Genomic DNA, 16,384 nt, shown 5'->3' with positions numbered 1-16,384 from the left:
GGGAGTACGCGCTGCAGGCCCCATCCATGGGGCCTCAGCGCTTGACGGGCATCCATGCCCGTCACCTCCCTCCGCAAGCCCTTCGCTCGGCCTCCTGAAGTCGCAATCTGCGGCGCCTGAACTACCGTGCGCTTAGAAGCAAAAGCAAAGGCAAAGGCAAAAGCCGAGCCGAGCCGAGCCGAGCCAGGCATAAAAAAACCCGCGCTGTCGCCAGCGCGGGTTTTCAGTCAAACCAGAACGATCAACGCTCCAGCAGAATCCGCAGCATGCGGCGCAGCGGCTCGGCAGCGCCCCACAGCAGCTGGTCACCCACGGTGAACGCGCCGAGGTACTGCGAACCCATGTTCAGCTTGCGCAGGCGGCCAACCGGGATGTTCAGGGTGCCGGTGACCTTGGTCGGGGTCAGCTCTTGCATGCTGATTTCACGCTGGTTCGGCACCAGTTTCACCCAAGGGTTGTGCTGGCTGATCATGCCTTCGATGTCGGCCAGCGGCACGTCCTTGTTCAGCTTGATGGTCAGCGCCTGGCTGTGGCAACGCATGGCACCAATGCGCACGCAGATGCCGTCGACCGGGATCGGGCTCTTGAAGCGCCCAAGGATCTTGTTGGTCTCGGCCTGGGCCTTCCACTCTTCACGGCTCTGGCCGTTCGGCAGTTCCTTGTCGATCCACGGGATCAGGCTGCCAGCCAGCGGCACACCGAAGTTCTCGGTCGGGAACGCTTCGCTACGCATGGTCTCGGCAACCTTGCGGTCGATGTCGAGAATGGCGCTGGCCGGGTTGGCCAGGTCATCGGCCACGGCCGCGTGGGTGGCACCCATCTGCTTGATCAGCTCGCGCATGTTCTGCGCACCGGCACCCGAGGCCGCCTGGTAGGTCATGGCGCTCATCCACTCGACCAGGCCAGCTTCGAACAGGCCGCCCAGGCCCATCAGCATCAGGCTGACGGTGCAGTTGCCGCCGATGTAGTTCTTGGTACCGGCATCCAGCTGCTGGTCGATGACCTTGCGGTTGACCGGGTCGAGGATGATCACTGCGTCATCCTGCATGCGCAGGGACGAAGCGGCATCGATCCAGTAACCCTGCCAGCCGGCTTCACGCAGCTTGGGGAAGACCTCGTTGGTGTAGTCGCCACCCTGGCAGGTCAGGATCACGTCGAGGGTCTTGAGTTCTTCAATCGAATAAGCGTCCTTGAGCGGCGCTGTATCCTTGCCCACGTTCGGGCCCTGGCCGCCAACATTGGAAGTAGTGAAGAACACCGGCTCGATAAGGTCGAAATCCTGCTCCTCCAGCATCCGCTGCATGAGCACGGAACCGACCATACCGCGCCAACCGATCAGACCTACACGTTTCATCGCAACTACACCTTTGCTAAAAGTGGGCCGCCACCGGAAATTTGGGGTGGCGGGCCAGAGAGATTACAGATTCCGCAGCGCCGCGACTACTGCGTCGCCCATTTCCTGCGTACCCACTTTGCGGCAGCCTTCCGAGAAGATGTCGCCGGTGCGCAGACCCTGGTCCAGAACCAGGCTCACGGCCTTCTCGATCGCCTCGGCGGCAGCCGACTGATTGAAGCTGTAACGCAGCATCATCGATACCGACAGGATGGTCGCCAACGGGTTGGCGATGCCAAGCCCAGCGATGTCCGGCGCCGAGCCGTGGCACGGCTCGTACATGCCCTTGTTGTCGGCATCCAGCGACGCCGAAGGCAGCATGCCGATGGAACCGGTCAGCATGGAAGCTTCATCCGACAGAATGTCACCGAACATGTTGTCGGTCACCATCACGTCGAACTGCTTGGGCGCACGCACCAGCTGCATGGCGGCGTTGTCGACGTACATGTGGCTCAGTTCGACATCCGGGTAGCCCTTGGCCACATCTTCGACCACTTCACGCCACAGCTGGCTGGAGGCCAGGACGTTGGCCTTGTCCACCGAGCACAGCTTCTTGCCACGCACACGGGCCATGTCGAAGCCGACACGGGCAATGCGGCGCACTTCGCTTTCGCTGTACGGCAGGGTGTCGTAGGCCTGGCGCTCGCCGCCTTCCAGCTCACGCTGGCCACGCGGGGCACCGAAGTAGATACCGCCGGTAAGCTCGCGGACGATGAGGATGTCCAGACCGGAAACGATCTCTGGCTTGAGCGACGAGGCATCGGCCAGTTGCGGGTAGAGGATGGCCGGGCGCAGGTTGGCGAACAGGCCCAGCTGCGAACGGATTTTCAGCAGGCCGCGCTCTGGGCGGATGTCACGCTCGATCTTGTCCCACTTCGGCCCACCCACGGCGCCCAGCAGCACGGCATCGGCCTTGCGCGCACGCTCCAGGGTTTCGTCGGCCAGTGGCACGCCGTGCTTGTCGATGGCCGCGCCACCGATCACGTCGTGCTCCAGGCTGAAGCCGAGCTGGAACTTGTCGTTGGCCAGCTCCAGCACTTTCACGGCTTCGGCCATGATTTCCGGGCCGATACCGTCACCTGGGAGAATCAGAATCTGCTTGCTCATGCTTTCCTCTATCCATTCACGCGGTGCGGCCAAACGGGCCCCACCGAAAAGTTCTTAACGCTCGGCCCACAGCACCAGCACATCAGTGCTGAACGAGCCATCGGCTTCAATCTGGTAATACTGCCGTACTTCTTCGCCCATGGCTTGCTGCAATTGGCGGATAGCCACGCGCATCGGCTCTGGGGTGCGCATGCGCTCGACCCAGGTGTTCCACTCCAGGCGCAGCGGCTGGCGGGTATGGCTGCGTACATGCAGGCCGGCTTCGCTGACCTGGCGCTGCCATTCGGCGGCGGAGTAGTCACGCACATGGCTGGTGTCGCGCAACACCTCGACCGTTTGCAGGTAGGTGTCGAGCAACGGGCTGCCCGGCGACATCACGTCGATGAACGCCGCCACGCCACCCGGCTTGAGCACCCGGCGCACCTCGCGCAAGGCCAGGCCCAGGTCGCTCCAGTGGTGAGCCGAGTAGCGGCTGAAGACGAATTCGAACGAAGCATCGGCGAACGGCAAGCGCTCGGCAGCGCCGCGCTCGGTAGTGATATTGGCCAGGCCGCGCTCGGTGGCGGCGCTGGCAACCACGTCGAGCATGGCTTGCGAGAGGTCGTAGGCGACCACTTCGGCAACCAGCGGGGCGACGTGGAAACTGACATGACCGGCACCGCAGCCTAGGTCCAACACGCGGGCAGCGCCCTGCCCCGCCAGCTCGGCCTGCAGCAGGGCAAATTCACTGCCTTGGGCGTGCACGGCGCTGCTGAGGTAGGCATTGGCCTGTTCGCCGAACTGGCGCTGGACCACATCGGTGTGCTGGGTGCTGGTCATGTGTCAATCCTTTAGATTTCGGTTGCCATTACCGGCCTCTTCGCGGGTGAACCCGTTCCCACAGGTGCACCGCCGCCCTCAGGACTTGTGATTTCCCTGTGGGAGCGGGTTTACCCGCGAAGAGGCCAGCACAGCCTGTGCAAATGCCGGCTCTTTCAATCAGGCATCCCGGAACAGCCAAGGCTGCCCGGCGCGGTGCTTGCCTTCGAAGGCCTTGATCGCATCGCTGTCCTGCAGGGTCAGGCCGATATCATCCAGGCCGTTGAGCAGGCAGTGCTTGCGGAATGCATCGATCTCGAAGTGCAGCACCTTGCCATCCGGGCGGGTCACCGCCTGCGCCTGCAGGTCGATGGTCAGCTGGTAGCCCGGGTTGGCTTCAACCTGCTTGAACAACTCGTCCACTTCCTCATCGCTGAGAATGATCGGCAGCAAGCCGTTCTTGAAGCTGTTGTTGAAGAAGATGTCGGCAAAGCTCGGCGCGATCACGCTGCGGAAGCCGTACTCGTCCAGCGCCCACGGGGCGTGCTCACGGCTGGAGCCGCAACCGAAGTTCTCCCGCGCCAGCAACACGCTGGCACCCTGGTAGCGCTGGTGGTTGAGCACGAACTCCTGGTTCAGCGGGCGCTTGCTGTTGTCCTGGTAGGGCTGGCCCACGTCCAGGTAGCGCCACTCGTCGAACAGGTTCGGGCCAAAGCCGGTACGCTTGATCGACTTCAAGAACTGCTTGGGGATGATCTGGTCGGTATCGACGTTGGCACGGTCCAACGGCGCGACGAGGCCAGTGTGCTGGGTAAAGGCTTTCATGCTGCGCTCCCTTGGATCAACTCGCGGACATCGATGAAGTGGCCGGCTACTGCGGCAGCGGCGGCCATGGCCGGGCTGACCAGGTGGGTACGGCCACCGGCGCCCTGACGGCCTTCGAAGTTGCGGTTGGAGGTGGACGCGCAGTGCTCGCCGCTCTCCAGGCGGTCCGGGTTCATCGCCAGGCACATCGAGCAGCCTGGTTCACGCCATTCGAAGCCCGCTTCGAGGAAGATCTTGTCCAGGCCTTCTCGTTCGGCCTGGGCCTTGACCAGGCCCGAACCTGGCACGACGATGGCTTGCTTGACGCTAGCGGCCACCTTGCGGCCCTTGGCGATTTCTGCCGCAGCGCGCAGGTCTTCGATCCGCGAGTTGGTGCACGAACCGATGAACACGCGGTCCAGCTTGATATCGGTGATCGCCTGGTTGGCGGTCAGGCCCATGTACTTCAGGGCACGCTCGATCGAACCACGCTTGACCAGGTCGGCCTCGGCGGCCGGGTCCGGCACGCGCTGGTCGACAGCCAGGACCATCTCGGGCGAGGTGCCCCAGCTGACCTGCGGCTTGATCTGGCTGGCATCCAGCTCGACCACGGTGTCGAACACGGCATCGTCATCCGAGACCAGGTCTTTCCACGACTCGACCGCTTGCTTCCACTGCTCGCCCTTCGGCGCATACGGGCGGCCTTCGACGTAGGCAACGGTGGTGGCGTCGGTAGCCACCAGGCCCACACGGGCACCAGCCTCGATAGACATGTTGCAGATGGTCATGCGGCCTTCCATCGACAATTCGCGGATGGCGCTGCCAGCGAATTCCATGGCGTGGCCATTGCCACCGGCGGTACCGATCTTGCCGATCACGGCCAGCACGATGTCCTTGGCGGTAACGCCGGCCGGCAATTGGCCTTCCACGCGCACCAGCATGTTCTTCATCTTCTTGGCGACCAGGCACTGGGTGGCGAGCACGTGCTCGACCTCGGAGGTGCCGATGCCATGGGCCAAGGCACCAAAGGCGCCGTGAGTGGAGGTGTGCGAGTCACCGCAGACCACGGTCATGCCTGGCAAGGTGGCACCCTGCTCCGGGCTGATCACGTGGACGATGCCCTGGCGCTCGTCGTTCATCTTGAATTCGACGATGCCATATTCGTCACAGTTCTCGTCGAGGGTCTGCACCTGCAGGCGCGACACCTGGTCGACAATGGCCTCGATACCACCCTTGCGCTCTGGCGTGGTCGGCACGTTGTGGTCCGGCGTGGCGATGTTGGCGTCGATGCGCCACGGTTTGCGGTTGGCCAGGCGCAGGCCTTCGAAGGCCTGGGGCGACGTCACTTCGTGGATGATGTGGCGGTCGATGTAGATCAAGGACGAGCCGTCATCACGGCGCTTGACCTCATGGGCTTCCCAGAGTTTGTCGTAGAGCGTTTTGCCAGCCATCAGACTGTTCCTCATCAGCGTCTTTCTATGCCAAAAACCCCTTGGCTTGTACGGACGATGCTATGGGGTTAGATTGAATAACTCAAATTCATAATTTTTATGCTTTGGATAACCCAAAGGAATACAACACCATGGACCTGGCCAACCTCAGCGCCTTCATCGCCATTGCCGAAACCGGCAGCTTTTCCGGGGCGGCGGAGCGCCTGTTCCTGACCCAACCGGCCGTCAGCAAACGCATCGCCGGGCTGGAGCAGCAGCTGGACGTGCGCCTGTTCGACCGCCTGGGCCGCGAGGTAACCCTGACCGAGGCTGGGCGCGCCCTGCTGCCGCGGGCCTATCAGATCCTCAACGTACTCGATGATACTCGACGGGCACTGACCAACCTGACCGGGGCGGTGAGCGGTCGCCTGACCCTGGCCACCAGCCATCACATCGGCCTGCACCGCCTGCCGCCGCTGCTGCGGGCGTTCACCCGCCAGTACCCGGCCGTGGCGCTGGATATTCAGTTCATGGATTCGGAACAGGCCTACGACGAGATTCTGCATGGCCGCGCCGAGATTGCCGTGATTACCCTGGCGCCCGAGCCGCACCACCTGGTCAAGGCCGTGCCGGTGTGGGATGACGCCCTGGACTTCGTCGCCGCCCCCGAACACCCCTTGGCCAACAACCAGGCCGTCAGCCTGGCCGACGTTGCCCGCCACCCGGCGGTGTTCCCCGGAGGCAATACCTTCACCCACCATATTGTCCAGCGCCTGTTCGAAAGCCAGGGCCTGACACCGAACATCGCCATGAGCACCAACTACCTGGAAACCATCAAGATGATGGTGTCGATCGGCTTGGCCTGGAGCGTGCTGCCGCGCACGATGCTCGACGAGCAGGTTGCACCCATCGCCTTGCCCGGCATACAGCTGTCGCGCCAGCTAGGCTACATTCTGCACACGGAGCGTACGCTATCGAACGCAGCCAGGGCATTCATGGCCCTGCTCGACAGCCACGCAGGGTCCGCCTGACCGGCCGTCAGCCCGGCATTTCCAACTCCAAGGACGCGTCATACGCCAAAGGTCTGGTACCGATGCCCAAATCAGCAAACCGCTTTTTGCGCCTGCCGCGAATACCTGCGGCCGACCCGCAGGAATCCGAACAGGCTTGGCAGAACGCCCCACAACTGCTGGCCGCGCTCAACGGCGCGCGTCTGGGGGCCTGGCTATGGGATATCGAAAGCGGCCGGGTCAGCTGGTCGCGGGGTACCCAGGCCCTGTTCGGCTTCGACCCGCAGCGCCCGCTTCCCGCCGATATCGACTACCTCGACCTGCTGCCCGAAGAAGACCGCGCGCGTACGCGCCAGGTGTTCCAGGCGGTGTTCAACGGCGAGCCGGTGGAGCAGGCCATGCGCCACCGCATCCGCTGGCCGGACGGCAGCCTGCACTGGCTGGAGATCAACGGCAGCCTGACCCACGACCAGCATGGCCGGCCACAGATGATCGGGGTGATCCGCGAGATCACCCGCCAACGCGAGCGGGAAACGGCGCTGATCAATTCGGAGAAACGCTTCGCCACCCTGTTCCACCTCAGCCCCAACGCCATTTTGCTGACTCGACGCCATGACGGCATGATTTTCGAGGTCAACCAGCACTTCGAAGACATGTTCGGCTGGCCTGGCAGCCAGGTAATCGGCAAGACCAGCCTGGAGCTGGGCCTGTGGGTCAACCCCGAACAGCGCCTCCAGATAATGGAATCGACCCGCGCCAACAGCGGGCCGCTGATCATTGAGGTGCAGTTCCGCGCCACCAGCGGCAAGATCCATGACGGCATCCTCTGCACCCAGGGTATCGAACTGGAGGGCGTGACCTTCCTCATCAGCACCTTTGTCGACACCACCGAGCGCAAGCGCGCCGAGCAGGCCCTGAAAGACAGCCAGGAGCGCCTGGACCTGGCCCTGGACTCGGCGCAGCTGGGCACCTGGGACTGGCATATCCCCAGCGGCATGCTCTACGGCTCGGCCCGTGCCGCGCAACTGCACGGCCTGCCGCCCATCCCCTTCCACGAATCGTTCGACGCGTTTTTCGAAGGGGTGCCGGAGCAAGAGCGAAACTCCATGCGCCAGGCCTACCGCAGCTTGCGCGAAGGGCCCGCCGGCAACTACCAGATCACCTACCGGGTACAGCTGGAAAACGGCATTTCGCGCTACATCGAAAGCCGCGCCCGACTGTACCGTGACGAGCAGGGCAACCCGCTACGCATGGCCGGCACCCTGCTCGACATCACCGACCAGGTGGAGCGCGAACAGCGCCTTAGCGCCTCGGAAGAGAAGTTCGCCAGCCTGTTCCAGGTCAGCCCCGACCCGATCTGCGTCACTCGCCAGGACAACGGCCAGTTCATTGAGATCAACCCGGCATTCACCCAGACCTTTGGCTGGGGCACCGACCAGGTGATTGGCCGCACCGCCGAGGAAATCGGCCTATGGGCCGAGTCCATCGAGCGCGCGCAACGCATCGAGCGGGTGATCCGCGAACGGGGCCTGAGCAATGTCGCCGTTGTGGTCAACCACCGCAACGGCGCGCCCTTGACCTGCGTGGTTTCCAGCCGCCAGATCACCGTCGACGACCAGCCCTGCAGTGTGACCACCCTGCGCGACATCACCCAGCAGCAATGGGCCGAAGCGGCGCTCAAGTCCAGTGAGGAGAAGTTCGCCAAAGCCTTCCACTCTAGCCCCGATGCCATCACCATCACCGAACGGCACAGCGGCCGCTACCTGGAAATCAACGACGGCTTCTGCCGCCTGACCGGCTACAGCGCCGCCGAAGTCGTCGGCCACACGGTGTACGAGATCGGTATCTGGGCCGACGACAGGCAACGCAGCGCCTTGCTGGCCGAGCTGCGCGAGTATGGCCGGGTGCACCACCGCGAGATGCTCGGGCGCAACAAGCGCGGCGATATCCTTACCGTGGAAGTGTCGGTGGAGCCGATTATCCTCAACGAGGTGGACTGCCTGCTGCTGACGGCCCGCGATGTCAGCCAGCTGAAAAACGCCCAGGCGCAAATTCGCCACCTGGCCTACCACGACCCGCTTACCAACCTGCCTAACCGCGCCCTGCTGATGGACCGCCTGAGCCAGCAGATCGCCCTGCTCAAGCGCCACAACCTGCGCGGCGCCTTGCTGTTCCTTGACCTCGACCACTTCAAGCACATCAACGACTCGCTGGGCCACCCGGTGGGTGACACGGTGCTGAAGATCATCACCGCCCGCCTGGAGGCCAGCGTACGCCTGGAAGACACCGTGGCACGGCTGGGTGGCGACGAGTTCGTGGTGCTGCTCAGCGGCCTGGAGGGCAGCCGTGAGCTGGTGGAGGAAAAGGTCCGCGAACTGGCCGACACGCTCCGTGAGCTGCTGGCCGAGCCGATGTCGCTGGATGGCCAGCGCTTGCAAGTTACGCCCAGCATCGGCGTGGCATTGATCCCCGACCACGGCGCCACCCCGGCCGACTTGCTCAAGCGCGCCGATATCGCCCTTTACCGGGCCAAGGATTCCGGGCGCAACACCACCCAACTGTTCCACACCACCATGCAGAAAGCCGCCAGCGAGCGCCTGCGCATGGAGAACGACCTGCGCCTGGCCCTGGCCCGGGGCGAACTGGCGCTGCACTTCCAGCCCCAGGTGGATGCCCGCGACAACCGCATCGTCGGTGCCGAAGTGCTCTTGCGCTGGCACCACCCGCAACTGGGCCAGCAACCGCCCGCGCAGTTCATCCAGGTACTGGAGGAAAGTGGCCTGATCCTGGAAGTTGGCAGCTGGATCCTCGACGAAGCTTGCGACGCCTGCGCACGCATGCTCGTCGACGGGCTGATCGACGCCGATGATTTCAGCCTGTGCGTGAACATCAGCCCTCGGCAGTTTCGCCAGAACGACTTTGTCGGGCGGGTGCTGCGCAGCCTGGATGACTACCGCCTGCCACGGCATATGCTGAAGCTGGAAATCACCGAAGGCATCGTTATCCAGAACCTGGAAGACACCATCAGCAAGATGCGTGAATTGAAGCGTTATGGGGTGAGTTTTGCCATGGATGATTTTGGCACCGGCTACTCCTCGCTGACTTACCTGAAGCGCTTGCCGGTGGATGCCTTGAAAATCGACCAGACCTTCGTGCGTGATGCCCCGATCGACCCCAACGACGCGGAAATCGTCCGCGCCATCGTCGCCATGGCCCGCAGCCTGGACCTGGCGGTGATTGCCGAAGGCGTGGAGCTGACCGAGCAGCTGGAGTTCCTGGAGCGGCTGGGCTGTCACTTGTACCAGGGGTACCTGCACAGCCGGCCATTGCCGTTGCCGGAGTTTCGGCAGATGTTGCTGGAGGCGCCGGCGGATTACTGACGAGGATGTCCACGGGGCCGCACAACAGATATCTGTAAAGGCCACTGTCAGGCACAAAAAAGGGCACCCGAGGGTGCCCCTTTTCACATCAGCGCGATCAGTTCAGCGCTGGCTTGTCGCCATTGATCGGGATGCGCTTGGCCTTGGCTTCTTCAGGCACGATGCGCAGCAGGTCGATGCTGAGCAGGCCATTGGCCAGGCCGGCGGCCTTGACTTCGATATGGTCGGCCAGGCGGAACGACAGCTTGAAGGCGCGTTGCGCGATACCCTGGTGCAGGTAGGTCACTTCAGCGGCGCCATTGTCGCGTTTGCCACCGGTCACGGTCAGGACGCCTTTCTCAACCTGCAGGTCGAGGTCTTGCTCCTGGAAACCGGCTGCGGCAACCACGATGCGGTAGTGGTCATCGCCATGCTTTTCCACGTTGTAGGGCGGGTAGCTGCTACCGGCCTCGTTACGTGCCGCAGATTCGAACAAGTCGTTGAAACGGTCGAAACCAACGGAATGGCGGAACAGTGGAGCGAGAGAGAAAGCGGTGGTCATGGTCATAAACTCCTGAGATTCAGCAAGTAAGTCATTACGCGACCCGACTTCGGCATCGCGTACTCAAGAGATATGGCCTAGGGAAATGCTTTCAAGGGGGGAGTAGAAAAAATCCGATTTTTGTACTGGATTTAATGGCCTCTTCGCGGGCACGCCCGCGAAAGGGCCGGATCAAGCAACACATGCCTCCAGAGATTGAACCTCAACCCCCAGCAACCGGCTGATCCGCGCACAATCATCCTCCCGGCGTAACTCGGCAAACAGCACCACCGCCTCGGGATAACTACGGGTCAGCATCGCCAACCACTGCTTCATCCGCCCCGGCGCATAGCGCGGCGACAGCTTGGCCTGGGCCTGGCGCCAGAACTCGCGCAGCAAGGGCAGCAGGTCATCCCAGCTCATCGGCTGGTACTCGCGGCCGTCACGCGCTGCGGCAATCTGCAGGCCCAGGTCAGGGCGCGATACCAGCCCACGGCCCAACATGATGTCCTCGGCCCCGCTGACCTCACGGCAACGCCGCCAGTCATCCACGGTCCAGATCTCGCCATTGGCAAACACCGGCACCTTGACCACATCCTGCACCCGCGCCACCCACTCCCAGTGCGCTGGCGGCTTGTAGCCCTCGACCTTGGTCCGCGCATGCACCACCAGGTGCGCCGAGCCGCCTTCGGCCAGCGCGGTGGCGCACTCCAGCGCACCATCGGGGCTGTCGAAGCCCAGGCGCATCTTCGACGTTACAGGGATATCCGCCGGCACTGCGCGGCGCACTTCACGCACGATGGCGTGCAACAGCTCCGGCTCCTTGAGCAGCACCGCACCACCGCGCGACTTGTTCACGGTCTTGGCCGGGCAGCCGAAGTTAAGGTCGATCACTGGCGCGCCCAGCTCACAGGCCAGCGCGGCGTTTTCCGCCAGGCACACCGGGTCCGAACCCAGCAGTTGCACACGCATGGGGACCCCGGCAGACGTCAGCGCGCCCTGACGCAGCTCGGGCGCCAGCTTGTGGAACGAGGCCGGCGGCAACAGGCGGTCGCACACGCGAATGAACTCGGTGACGCACCAGTCGATACCGCCCACGCGGGTCAGCACGTCGCGCAGGATGTTGTCGACCAGCCCCTCCATGGGGGCCAGGGCAATTTGCATGTTGGGGTCTCGGCGGAAAAAGCCGGCAGTCTAGCAAAAATTGCCAGTGTTTCAGGCACCGATCAGCGCCGGGCCGTAACCGTCGAGGAATTCCGCCGGCATGCGTTTAGGCTTGCCGCTGGACAGTTCGATGCAGGCAAAAGTGGTCTGGGCACGCAGCAGGGTCACGCCGTCACTCGGGCGCTTGAGCTGGAAACGCCGAGTCATGCGCAGGCGCTGGTCCCAGTTGATGATCCAGGTCGCCAGTTGCAGCTCGTCGTCCTCATAGGCTGCAGCCAGGTAGTCGATTTCGTGACGCACTACGGCCATCGCCCGGTCCAGCCGGCGGTATTCGGCCAGGTCCAGGCCCAGACGCTGGGAGTGGCGCCAGGCGCAGCGCTCCAGCCAGGTGACGTAGACCGCATTGTTGGCGTGGCCGAGGCCATCGATGTCCTCGCTGCCGACGCGCAGGTCGATGACGAAGGGTGTTGCCAGGTCCCAGCTCATGCACACTCCTGTGAAAATGGCTTATTGGTTTGAAATGGCTGGGGGCGCGTTGCGCCCCTATCGCGACACAAGGCCGCTCCCACAGGGAATGCGTAAGGCCCGGGTTGCGCAGCAGCCCCAGAATCCCAACGAGTGTAACGGATGCTCAGGCGCTTTGCCGCGCTGGCGCAGCAGCTCGGGCTAGCAACTCAAGCACGGCTTCACCCAGCTGCGGGTCGGCCAGCACCCGCTGATGGCCGCCTTCGCCCAACATCAGCAAGCGGCTGTCGAACCAGGCCTTGTGGATAACATTGGCCTCATCGGCAGGCACCAGCGCGTCATCAGCCGCATGCACCACCAGCCCCGGCAGCTCCAACTGGTAACCACTCACATCCAGCCGCGCAATCTGCATACCCAAGTCGCGCTCCACCTGGCGAATGAACGCCGCCCGCGCCCGCGCCGGCAGCCCCAGGCGATGGGCAAAGCCACGCATTACGCCTAGCAGACGCGCTGGGGCTGCAATGCTCACCGCCGCTTCCGCACGCAGGCCCATCTGCAAGGCAAGCAACACACTGGCACCGCCCATCGAATGGCCAATCACCGCACGCAGCGGCGGCAACTCGGCGGCAGCTTCGAGCAGCGCACGGGCGAACAGCACCACATTCGCCTGCTCACCCGGCGAACGGCCATGCCCCGGCCCTTCCAGCGATACCACCGTGTGCCCGGCCTGGACCAGGGTTTCGATCAAGGCGGCAAACTGCGTCGGGCGCCCTTCCCAACCGTGCATCAGCAGCACAGTCGGCCCCTGCCCCCAGCGCAAGGCCGACAAGCCAAAACGCAGGGTAATGCGCTCGGCGCTGGCCAGCATGGGCAGCTCCCAGTGCCGCGGCGGCAGGTTGCGCGGGGTCATGAAAGCACGGCGCATCTTGCCCGCGACGTGCTCGGGGGCCAGGTGGCCCAGGGTGCCATTGACACCACGAATCCAGCTCAGGGTAGTCATCGCCATGCTCCAGGGTTAAAGCACCGCCGATTTGGCGGCGCGCAGAATACGGTCAGACAATTCGCTGGTACCCAAGGCACGCGCCAGCGCCAGGCCGCCAATCATCAGCGCCAGGTCGGCCAAGGCCTTATCGGCATCTTCAGGGCAGTCAACCATCGCGGCAGTCATCAGCTCGATGTGCTCGGCCAACACTTCGCGAAAGGCCTCCGGCAGGCGCTGCATCTCACCCAGCGAGTTAGGCAGCGGGCAGGCGTGCACTTCGGCATCCCGGTGTTTGCGCGACAGGTAGAAGGCACTGGCCAGCGCCCGCCGCCCTGCACCATCAAGGCTGGGGTCGACTTGGGCGAGCAAGGCGCGGCGCTCGCCCAGCAGCTGGCGGAACGCTTCGAGCATCAGCTGGTCCTTACTGTCGAAGTGGGCATAGAAGCCACCAACGGTCAGGCCAGCCGCCCCCATGACCTGGCTCACGCTGGGCTCGGCCGGGCCATGCTGGATCAGCGCACTGCGCGCAGCTTCCAGAATGCGCTCGCGGGTTCTGCTCTTCTTGTCGCTCATCTGGCCACTCACCAAAATATGATGAACGAAATATTATTCCTATCATATTTTTTGGCAAGCAGAATCTGCGGCCACTTGTCGGCAGCAGTTTTTGGGGAAGGGAGAAAAACAAAAGGCTCATTCAATAAGCGAATGAGCCTTCAAAGTCCCGCAAAACGCGGGTAAAAATGGCGTCCCCTAGGGGACTCGAACCCCTGTTACCGCCGTGAAAGGGCGGTGTCCTAGGCCACTAGACGAAGGGGACGTAACCTTCGCAAAGATCCACTTGCGTGAACCCTGGCAGAAATGGTGGAGCTAAGCGGGATCGAACCGCTGACCTCCTGCATGCCATGCAGGCGCTCTCCCAGCTGAGCTATAGCCCCGAAACAAAAAGCTCATCAATAATCGACGAGCCTTTTTAAGCCCTGCAAAACGCAGGAAAAAGTGGCGTCCCCTAGGGGACTCGAACCCCTGTTACCGCCGTGAAAGGGCGGTGTCCTAGGCCACTAGACGAAGGGGACGTAACCTTCGTGCCGGCTCACTTACATGAACCGCGGCAAAATTGGTGGAGCTAAGCGGGATCGAACCGCTGACCTCCTGCATGCCATGCAGGCGCTCTCCCAGCTGAGCTATAGCCCCGGATTTCTAGCCTCGCGGCCCAGCGACATAATGAAACATCGCTTGTGTAAAACTGGCGTCCCCTAGGGGACTCGAACCCCTGTTACCGCCGTGAAAGGGCGGTGTCCTAGGCCACTAGACGAAGGGGACGAACCTTCTTACCTTCAAGACCCGGTTGCTGGACCCGGTCTTGCTTATCAGCCTTGGCTGCTAAGCGGAATTTGGTGGAGCTAAGCGGGATCGAACCGCTGACCTCCTGCATGCCATGCAGGCGCTCTCCCAGCTGAGCTATAGCCCCACAATGTCGCTTTGAACTGAATCGCTGGCTGGGTGCCTGGCGTTTCGTTTTCGTTCATCGCTGTGGACGGGGCGCATATTAAGATCGGATTGCAGGGCTGTCAAACGAATTTTTCAAAATAATCAAAAAATTTTTCACAGATAACAATCACTTACCGCCCTGCCCTACTGAAACCGGAACAATGCGCCCTGCAGGAACGGCTTGTGGGAGCGGCCTTGTGTCGCGATAGGGCCGCAAAGCGGCCCCGGCGATATTTGCGTTGAAGCCGAAATCGCGGGACCGCGTTGCGGTCCCATCGCGACGCAAGGCCGCTCCCACAGGTGTTCTACACAGGCCTTCTGGGTAGCGTCAGGCAATCGAGGCCAGCAGCTTTTCCCACTCTTTGTTTTCTTTCTTCGACACACCACCCAGCAGGTCGAGGGCCTGGCGCAGGCGGTAGCGGGTCAGGTCGGGGCCGAGGATTTCCATGGCGTCCAGCACCGACACCGAGCTGGCCTGGCCAGTGATGGCAGCAAACATCAGCGGCATGGCGTCACGCAGCTTCAGCTCCAGCGCCTCGACCACGGCCTGGATGCAACCGGTGATGCGCTCTTTTTCCCACTGACGCAGGCTTTCGAGCTTCCACAGGATCAGCTGGATCACCTGGCGGACCTGGTCGGCCGACAGTTTCTTGCTTTCGAACAGCTTGGCATCCAGCTTCAGCGCGCCCTCGAAGAAGAACCCGCCCAACGGCGCAACCTGGCTGAAGGTTTCCACCCGGCCCTGCACGTGCGGGGCAATCTTCATCATATAGTCGCTGTTGAACGCCCACTTCTGCAGGCGCGTGGCGAACTCCTCGACCGGCAACTCGCGCAGCCACTGGCCGTTGAGCCAGGACAGCTTCTCGATGTCGAAGATCGGGCCACCCAGCGAGATACGCGACAGGTCGAAGTGCTCGACCATCTCGGCCAGCGAGAACTTCTCGCGCTCGTCCGGCATCGACCAGCCCATGCGGCCCAGGTAGTTGAGCATCGCCTCGGGCATGAAGCCCATGCGCTCGTAGAAGGTGACCGAGGTCGGGTTCTTGCGCTTGGACAGCTTGGACTTGTCCGGGTTACGCAGCAGCGGCATGTAGCACAGCTTGGGCTGCTCCCAGCCGAAGTATTCGTAAAGTTTGATCAGCTTGGGTGCCGACGGCAGCCACTCTTCGCCGCGCAGCACGTGGGTGATGCCCATCAGGTGGTCGTCGACCACGTTGGCCAGGAAGTACGTCGGCAGGCCGTCGTTCTTCATCAGCACCTGCATGTCCATGCGGTCCCACGGGATCTCGACATCGCCACGCAGCATGTCCGGCACCACGCAGACGCCTTCGCTCGGCACCTTCATGCGGATCACGTGCGGCTCGCCAGCGTCCAGGCGGCGCTGTACTTCTTCGGCGCTCAGCAACAGGGCGCGGCCGTCGTAGCGTGGGGTTTCGCCACGGGCTTGCTGTTCGGCGCGCATCTGCTCCAGCTCTTCGGCGGTGCAGAAGCAGTAGAAGGCGTGGCCGGCGTCAACCAGCTCCTTGGCGTACTTGGCGTAGATCTCGCCGCGTTCGCTCTGCCGGTACGGGCCGTGCGGGCCGCCGACGTCCGGGCCTTCGTTCCATTCAATGCCAAGCCAGCGCAGGGCGTCGAAGATTTGCTGTTCCGACTCGCGCGTGGAGCGCAGCTGGTCGGTGTCTTCGATGCGCAGGATGAACTCACCGCCGTGCTGCTTGGCAAAGCAGTAGTTGAACAGGGCGATGTAGGCAGTGCCGACATGGGGGTCGCCGGTAGGCGATGGCGCGATACGCGTGCGTACGGTGGTCATGGAGAGTCTCGAACGAAAGATGAAACAAAGGCG

13 protein-coding genes and 6 tRNA genes are annotated in these 16,384 nt (G+C 63.0%); 2 read left to right on the top strand and 17 right to left on the bottom strand.

All coding sequences use genetic code 11. From position 1 onward, the window contains the following. Nucleotides 1-241: 241 nt before the first annotated feature. From asd to leuC, 5 genes are all read right to left on the bottom strand, one after another. Nucleotides 242-1,354: an aspartate-semialdehyde dehydrogenase gene (gene asd / locus ABE456_RS17640; RefSeq protein ID WP_023660790.1), complete on the bottom strand. Its 1,113-nt coding sequence runs from the start codon at nucleotides 1,352-1,354 to the stop codon at nucleotides 242-244. Nucleotides 1,355-1,417: 63 nt separating this feature from the next. Then, nucleotides 1,418-2,500 carry a 3-isopropylmalate dehydrogenase gene (gene leuB / locus ABE456_RS17635; RefSeq protein ID WP_019473015.1) on the bottom strand — a complete coding sequence of 361 codons (1,083 nt, stop codon included), beginning with the start codon at nucleotides 2,498-2,500 and terminating at the stop codon, nucleotides 1,418-1,420. 54 nt (nucleotides 2,501-2,554) lie between these two features. After that, on the bottom strand, nucleotides 2,555-3,319 hold the full coding sequence (locus ABE456_RS17630) for a methyltransferase domain-containing protein (protein ID WP_346645048.1): 765 nt from the start codon (nucleotides 3,317-3,319) through the stop codon (nucleotides 2,555-2,557). A gap of 159 nt (nucleotides 3,320-3,478) precedes the next feature. Next, nucleotides 3,479-4,123 carry a 3-isopropylmalate dehydratase small subunit gene (leuD, locus tag ABE456_RS17625; RefSeq protein WP_346645047.1) on the bottom strand — a complete coding sequence of 215 codons (645 nt, stop codon included), beginning with the start codon at nucleotides 4,121-4,123 and terminating at the stop codon, nucleotides 3,479-3,481. Further along, a complete protein-coding gene (gene leuC, locus ABE456_RS17620) occupies nucleotides 4,120-5,553 on the bottom strand; it encodes a 3-isopropylmalate dehydratase large subunit (RefSeq protein WP_003247191.1) in 1,434 nt (477 codons plus the stop codon). Before leuC ends, leuD begins: the two co-directional genes overlap by 4 nt. Nucleotides 5,554-5,684: 131 nt before the next feature. Here leuC and ABE456_RS17615 point away from each other — a divergent pair, with 131 nt between their 5' ends. Continuing rightward, nucleotides 5,685-6,563: a LysR family transcriptional regulator gene (locus ABE456_RS17615; protein WP_346645046.1), complete on the top strand. Its 879-nt coding sequence runs from the start codon at nucleotides 5,685-5,687 to the stop codon at nucleotides 6,561-6,563. Between the two features lie 62 nt (nucleotides 6,564-6,625). Continuing rightward, entirely contained in the window at nucleotides 6,626-9,922 is a 3,297-nt protein-coding gene (locus tag ABE456_RS17610; RefSeq protein ID WP_346645045.1) for a PAS domain S-box protein, read from the top strand. A gap of 97 nt (nucleotides 9,923-10,019) precedes the next feature. Here ABE456_RS17610 and ABE456_RS17605 read toward each other — a convergent pair whose 3' ends face one another. From ABE456_RS17605 to gltX, 12 genes are all read right to left on the bottom strand, one after another. Continuing rightward, the gene (locus ABE456_RS17605; protein WP_051099848.1) at nucleotides 10,020-10,463 is read right to left on the bottom strand and encodes an Hsp20 family protein; all 444 of its coding nucleotides are present in this window, start codon (nucleotides 10,461-10,463) and stop codon (nucleotides 10,020-10,022) included. A gap of 171 nt (nucleotides 10,464-10,634) precedes the next feature. Continuing rightward, nucleotides 10,635-11,606 carry a tRNA-dihydrouridine synthase gene (locus tag ABE456_RS17600; protein WP_346645044.1) on the bottom strand — a complete coding sequence of 324 codons (972 nt, stop codon included), beginning with the start codon at nucleotides 11,604-11,606 and terminating at the stop codon, nucleotides 10,635-10,637. A gap of 51 nt (nucleotides 11,607-11,657) precedes the next feature. After that, nucleotides 11,658-12,092, bottom strand: coding sequence for a thioesterase family protein (locus ABE456_RS17595; RefSeq protein ID WP_346645043.1), 435 nt, complete (start codon nucleotides 12,090-12,092; stop codon nucleotides 11,658-11,660). Between the two features lie 145 nt (nucleotides 12,093-12,237). Next, nucleotides 12,238-13,071, bottom strand: a complete 834-nt coding sequence (locus ABE456_RS17590; RefSeq protein ID WP_346645042.1) for an alpha/beta fold hydrolase — start codon at nucleotides 13,069-13,071, stop codon at nucleotides 12,238-12,240. 15 nt (nucleotides 13,072-13,086) lie between these two features. Next, nucleotides 13,087-13,626 carry a TetR/AcrR family transcriptional regulator gene (locus ABE456_RS17585; protein WP_346645041.1) on the bottom strand — a complete coding sequence of 180 codons (540 nt, stop codon included), beginning with the start codon at nucleotides 13,624-13,626 and terminating at the stop codon, nucleotides 13,087-13,089. Nucleotides 13,627-13,794: 168 nt separating this feature from the next. Then, nucleotides 13,795-13,870 (bottom strand) — tRNA-Glu (locus ABE456_RS17580). Nucleotides 13,871-13,912: 42 nt separating this feature from the next. Beyond that, nucleotides 13,913-13,988, bottom strand: a tRNA-Ala gene (locus ABE456_RS17575). Between the two features lie 62 nt (nucleotides 13,989-14,050). Further along, a tRNA-Glu gene (locus tag ABE456_RS17570) sits at nucleotides 14,051-14,126 on the bottom strand. Nucleotides 14,127-14,168: 42 nt separating this feature from the next. Next, nucleotides 14,169-14,244 (bottom strand) — tRNA-Ala (locus tag ABE456_RS17565). 53 nt (nucleotides 14,245-14,297) lie between these two features. Then, nucleotides 14,298-14,373, bottom strand: a tRNA-Glu gene (locus tag ABE456_RS17560). A 72-nt stretch (nucleotides 14,374-14,445) separates the two neighbouring features. Continuing rightward, nucleotides 14,446-14,521: transfer RNA gene (locus tag ABE456_RS17555), tRNA-Ala, on the bottom strand. A 348-nt stretch (nucleotides 14,522-14,869) separates the two neighbouring features. After that, complete coding sequence (gene gltX / locus ABE456_RS17550; protein WP_346645040.1) at nucleotides 14,870-16,351, bottom strand: glutamate--tRNA ligase; 1,482 nt, start codon at nucleotides 16,349-16,351, stop codon at nucleotides 14,870-14,872. Nucleotides 16,352-16,384 lie beyond the last annotated feature (33 nt).

The organism is Pseudomonas sp. TWI929 (assembly GCF_039673335.1).
In the GTDB taxonomy this organism is placed as follows: Bacteria; Pseudomonadota; Gammaproteobacteria; order Pseudomonadales; family Pseudomonadaceae; genus Aquipseudomonas.
The sequence above is the reverse complement of the archived record's forward strand: the minus strand, read 5'-3'. Positions and strand labels throughout refer to the sequence as shown.

Coding starts and splice junctions, on each gene's coding strand:
- asd (WP_023660790.1), bottom strand. CDS start 1,354: ATGAAACGTGTAGGTCTGATCGGTTGGCGCGGTATGGTCGGTTCCGTG.
- leuB (WP_019473015.1), bottom strand. CDS start 2,500: ATGAGCAAGCAGATTCTGATTCTCCCAGGTGACGGTATCGGCCCGGAA.
- ABE456_RS17630 (WP_346645048.1), bottom strand. CDS start 3,319: ATGACCAGCACCCAGCACACCGATGTGGTCCAGCGCCAGTTCGGCGAA.
- leuD (WP_346645047.1), bottom strand. CDS start 4,123: ATGAAAGCCTTTACCCAGCACACTGGCCTCGTCGCGCCGTTGGACCGT.
- leuC (WP_003247191.1), bottom strand. CDS start 5,553: ATGGCTGGCAAAACGCTCTACGACAAACTCTGGGAAGCCCATGAGGTC.
- ABE456_RS17615 (WP_346645046.1), top strand. CDS start 5,685: ATGGACCTGGCCAACCTCAGCGCCTTCATCGCCATTGCCGAAACCGGC.
- ABE456_RS17610 (WP_346645045.1), top strand. CDS start 6,626: ATGCCCAAATCAGCAAACCGCTTTTTGCGCCTGCCGCGAATACCTGCG.
- ABE456_RS17605 (WP_051099848.1), bottom strand. CDS start 10,463: ATGACCACCGCTTTCTCTCTCGCTCCACTGTTCCGCCATTCCGTTGGT.
- ABE456_RS17600 (WP_346645044.1), bottom strand. CDS start 11,606: ATGCAAATTGCCCTGGCCCCCATGGAGGGGCTGGTCGACAACATCCTG.
- ABE456_RS17595 (WP_346645043.1), bottom strand. CDS start 12,092: ATGAGCTGGGACCTGGCAACACCCTTCGTCATCGACCTGCGCGTCGGC.
- ABE456_RS17590 (WP_346645042.1), bottom strand. CDS start 13,071: ATGACTACCCTGAGCTGGATTCGTGGTGTCAATGGCACCCTGGGCCAC.
- ABE456_RS17585 (WP_346645041.1), bottom strand. CDS start 13,626: ATGAGCGACAAGAAGAGCAGAACCCGCGAGCGCATTCTGGAAGCTGCG.
- gltX (WP_346645040.1), bottom strand. CDS start 16,351: ATGACCACCGTACGCACGCGTATCGCGCCATCGCCTACCGGCGACCCC.